The sequence below is a fragment of the Bacillus sp. 7884-1 genome (assembly GCF_002272245.1).
In the GTDB taxonomy this organism is placed as follows: domain Bacteria; phylum Bacillota; class Bacilli; order Bacillales; family Cytobacillaceae; genus Neobacillus.
On record NZ_NPDD01000310.1, the window covers coordinates 1 to 1,808 of the forward strand.

Consider the following 1,808-nt stretch of genomic DNA (forward strand, 5'->3'; position numbering starts at 1 on the left):
TAACCGTTAGTGAAATAATCCTGTTATGAGTGCAAGACCAATGACAATAGCCACAAGAGATAACATAAAAGCAAAACCACTTATACTACTAGGGCTTAAAGCTTCAAGTACGCTTACTATTAGAAATAATGCTTTTGATGTTTTGATTTTTTCTTTCCTATATTCTTTATACACACTAATCGACAAGGTTATAGATGATACCAGTCCCACTAATATAAGAACAACTCCAATCAATACCGACAATGTAATACCCCTATCGTTAGTAACATTTTTACATTTTTAGTAGTACCCAATCCTTATTAAACTATTCTGCTTCTTTAGCACAATAAGAAAAAGGGATTGCATGTAGTAGCAATCCCCATCTTTAACTCTTGCACGCTTTACTTTAAGTACATTTACTCACAAACTATACTTTGAATAAGCACTAGCTCTTTTTTGATGTAATTATTTAAGGGCATCCTTTATATAAACTCTAAATCCTTTTCGCTTCTGAATAGTTTATGCATTATTGTTTAACTATCCTGCAATAAGAAGGAAATTGTATCCCTTTATTGATTGAATCGTTATTTGGATTTTTGGTTTCCTTTGAGTCCTGCCATTATCAGAGCAAGTAAAAATCCACTCACCGCCCCGAGAAGTCCACCAATGAAAGCCCCAATTTGACTAGCTGCTTCGTATCCACGCAAACCATTGAATACGAAGTCTTCGGAATAGAAATTCATTCCTATATACAATCCGAAAATAAAACCAGCAACAGCACCTATGATTCCTCCGATGGTTCCTTTTAATATTTGGAGACGCATCCACAATCACCTCAATTAATTTCTTAACTTTTCACTAATACTGTCCTGTATATCATAAGTATGCACCACTGGAAATTCCATTCATTATTATAAAAATGAGAAATAAAATTCAATAATTACTCCTATCCAAAAGTTTTTCTTATTGCATTAAACTGCTCCGTTAGTTGCACTAAAAAGAGACCGCCATTGACGATCTCATAGTGTGACTAAGCTATTCATTAGTTGAACAAATAAAGCTGTATGTAGTTTTACAATTCTATTTTATGTATAGATGTATGAGTTCTAACAACATTGTGTTTATCATAATCTTCTTGGAGGATTCCATAAACAGCACAGTCCTTGTATTGATTCTTCGAATTACGAATCATATGCCTTATCGTTCCTTCTTGTAGCATACCAACTTTACTCATAATTTTTCCAGAAGCTCCATTATCTAGGTTATGAGCTGCGGATATCTTATGAATATTCATATGTCTAAAACCAAATTCTACGACGACTCTTAACGCTTCAGTCCCATATCCCTGATTCCACCATTTGTATCCAATTGAATAACCTACCTCGCAATTTTCAGTTGTATTATCAAAATTAAAGAAGTCAATTTCTCCAATTAGTTCACTGTTAGCTTTAAGTTCTATACCCCAGTAACAAAATTCTTTACTGCCATAGTCACTTACAATCTTTGTCACCCTCTCAATTGTTTCCGAAACTGTCTTATGTGCACCTTTAATTAGGTTATCTGTAACACTTTCGTCTGAAAGCCAATGGTCAAAGACGCTTTGGGCATCTGAAAATACCAATTTTCTAAGGATTAAACGGTCAGTTTCTATTTTGGGTGTTCCTGCAAAGTTAATCATCCTGTCATCCTCTCAAAAAACCTTATATTATAAAACCATTTTCTAAATCCTTTTCTATATTTCATAATAAAAATCCTTCTTCCACTAAACTGCCACGTTTGCTTAATAAGGAATTCAATAAAAAAGGCGGTTAATCCTTCCTGGATTAACG

General features: G+C 33.8%; 3 protein-coding genes. All 3 read right to left on the reverse strand.

Going from position 1 to position 1,808, the window contains the following annotated elements; genetic code table 11:
- Nucleotides 1–6 precede the first annotated feature (6 nt).
- On the reverse strand, nt 7–243 hold the full coding sequence (locus CHI06_RS28755; protein WP_095252042.1) for a hypothetical protein: 237 nt from the start codon (nt 241–243) through the stop codon (nt 7–9).
- A gap of 320 nt (nt 244–563) precedes the next feature.
- On the reverse strand, nt 564–803 hold the full coding sequence (locus tag CHI06_RS28760) for a hypothetical protein (RefSeq protein WP_095252043.1): 240 nt from the start codon (nt 801–803) through the stop codon (nt 564–566).
- Between the two features lie 248 nt (nt 804–1,051).
- Nucleotides 1,052–1,657, reverse strand: coding sequence for a GNAT family N-acetyltransferase (locus CHI06_RS28765; RefSeq protein WP_095252044.1), 606 nt, complete (start codon nt 1,655–1,657; stop codon nt 1,052–1,054).
- Nucleotides 1,658–1,808 lie beyond the last annotated feature (151 nt).

Excerpts from the sequence above, each read along its gene's own strand:
- CHI06_RS28760 (WP_095252043.1), bottom strand. The coding sequence starts at position 803 with ATGCGTCTCCAAATATTAAAAGGAACCATCGGAGGAATCATAGGTGCT.
- CHI06_RS28765 (WP_095252044.1), bottom strand. The coding sequence starts at position 1,657 with ATGATTAACTTTGCAGGAACACCCAAAATAGAAACTGACCGTTTAATC.